The 2093-nt window shown below is 70.9% G+C and carries 3 protein-coding genes; 1 reads left to right on the forward strand and 2 read right to left on the reverse strand.

Annotated features, from left to right (window positions below):
- A partial coding sequence (locus ACY45C_RS16655) for a WD40 repeat domain-containing protein (RefSeq protein ID WP_462188489.1) occupies window positions 1–1048 on the reverse strand: 1048 nt, incomplete at its 3' end.
- A 2-nt stretch (window positions 1049–1050) separates the two neighbouring features.
- Entirely contained in the window at window positions 1051–1401 is a 351-nt protein-coding gene (locus tag ACY45C_RS16660; protein WP_462188490.1) for a hypothetical protein, read from the reverse strand.
- A 184-nt stretch (window positions 1402–1585) separates the two neighbouring features.
- On the opposite strand from ACY45C_RS16660, the gene ACY45C_RS16665 reads away from it, so the two are divergent.
- On the forward strand, window positions 1586–2093 hold a 508-nt coding region (locus ACY45C_RS16665), incomplete at its 3' end, for a DsbA family protein (protein ID WP_462188491.1).

A 2093-nucleotide genomic window follows, 5' to 3' on the forward strand; every position in this document is an offset into this window, starting at 1 on the left:
GATTGTCCGGGCTGAACGCCACCGATGTCGCGCTTTTGGCGCGGTCGGCGGAGACCTGTAGCCGGCCGAGCTCGCGGGGTCGGGCGGGGTGGGTGACGTCCCACAGCTGCACCCATGCGCCGGGGACGTCGATGGCGAGGGTGCGTCCGTCCGGACTGAAAACCACCGAGAGCACGGCGGGCGGGAGCTTAGGGGCGGATCCGTCGAGCGATATGCCGAACGGTGTGCCGAGCTGGTGGGGGCTGGTCAGGTCGGTGACGTCCCACAGCCGTATTCCGTCGGATGCTGCCCCGCCGGTCGCGAGGGTCCGTCCGTCGGGGCTGAACGCCACCGATGCCACGGCGCCGGGGTAGCCGGGGAGCAGCGGGTGGAGCTGGTACGAGCTGGTCGGGTCGGTGACGTTCCACAGTCGCAACGTTCCGTCATCCCCGGCGGTGGCGAGGGTGCCCCCGTTCGGGCTGAACGCCACGGACGTCACGGCGCCGGTGCGGCCGGTGAGCAGGGGGTCGAGCTGACGAGGGGTGGCCGGGTTGGTGACGTCCCACAGCTGGACCGTCCCGTCGACGCCGGCGGCCGCGAGGGTGCCCCTGCCCGGGCTGAACGCCACGGACGTCACGGCGCCGGTGCGGCCGGTCAACGGGGCGCCGAGTAGGTGGGCCGTCCCGCCAGGGGTGATCGGCTGCGGATCGCCCTCGCGGACGGCGAGAGAACCGACCCCGGCGGCCACGAGAACGGCGAGAACGGCGAGGACCGCGGCGGCCGTGCGGTGCACCTGCCTGCGATGATCAGAGACCGGACGGCGGGCGGGGGATGCGGCGGGCCGGACGCTGTCCGAAAGGTTGATCGTTTCAGGATTGGGGGGTGCCGGGCTCCCTCGGGTGGGCTCGACTGTCGCGGCGTGACCGGTTGGGACCTTGGTCGTCGTGCGCAGGAGCAGGGCGCGAGCACGGTCCGGGAAGGTCTGCGGTTCGTCCTCGGGAAGGGTGAAGGCAGGCGTGCGACGGGACAGGACGGCGAGGACCTGACCGGCGAACGAGTCGGCGCGCATGGTCAGCCTCCTGTCTGGGGGTTCGATACGGCCGGCTCTGTCGCGGCGGCTGTCCTGGGATCGAGGGGGACGGCGCGGGCGAGGCGCTCCACGACCAGGGGGGCGGCAACCCCGACCGCGAGGGCGGCGAAGGCGGTGTCGACCTGGCCCGAGGCGCCGGCGGCCGCAGCCAGGCCGGCGCCGATGGCGAGACGGACCAGTTCGGCAACCAGGTAGGCCCAGGGGCCCGCTTCCTGGGATTTCCCGGTCTGCCAGGGCCACCGGCCCCGTCGGCGGACCGTGGTGTAGAGATCGAGACCTTCGACAGCGAAGCCGCCGAACAGTCCCCACAACGCCACTTCAACCCCCATCATGATACGGAAAGTAGCCGATCAGCCTGGTGGCGTGGAAGCTGGGTCCGCCCGCTATGGATAGCGGCCACGGACAGCTGCGATGAGAGCCGCGATGGAAAGCCGTCGGAGCAGGCGGCAACGGAGCGCCTGAACAGCCGTGCGTCTCGGCTGGAACACCGGGGACGGCCCGGGTGTTGCCCGCGACATGAATTCTGTCACCTTCGCGATTACCTGGGATTACCGTTGCCCGTTCGCCCGCAACGCACATGAACACGTTTTGATTGGTCTCGCGGCCGGTGCCGACTGGAACGTCACCTTTCTCCCGTTCTCGCTGGGGCAGGCGCACGTGGAGGAGGGACAACCCACCGTCTGGGAGAAGCCCGAGCAGGACTCCGGGATCCTCGCCCTGCGGGCTGGCGTCGTCGTCCGCGACGAATATCCGGATCTGTTCCCCGCCGCGCACCGGGCACTGTTTGCGGCGCGTCACGACGAGGGCCGTCACCTGGAGGACCGTACAGTCATCCGGGAGACGCTCGCGGGGGTGGGGCTGCCCGCCGACGAGGTGCTCGCCCGGGTTGACGATGGCGCCCTCGACAAGGTCCGCGCCGAGCACGAGCAGTACGTCGCCTCGCATACCGTTTGGGGCGTGCCGACCTGGGTCGCCGGTGACCAGGCCGTGTTCGTCCGGCTGATGAGCCGTGCGCCGCTCGGTG

Source organism: Frankia sp. CcWB2 (assembly GCF_977927585.1).

What these genes read in the sequence shown, in the direction of transcription:
- ACY45C_RS16660 (WP_462188490.1), bottom strand. Translation starts at nt 1,401, where the DNA reads ATGATGGGGGTTGAAGTGGCGTTGTGGGGACTGTTCGGCGGCTTCGCT.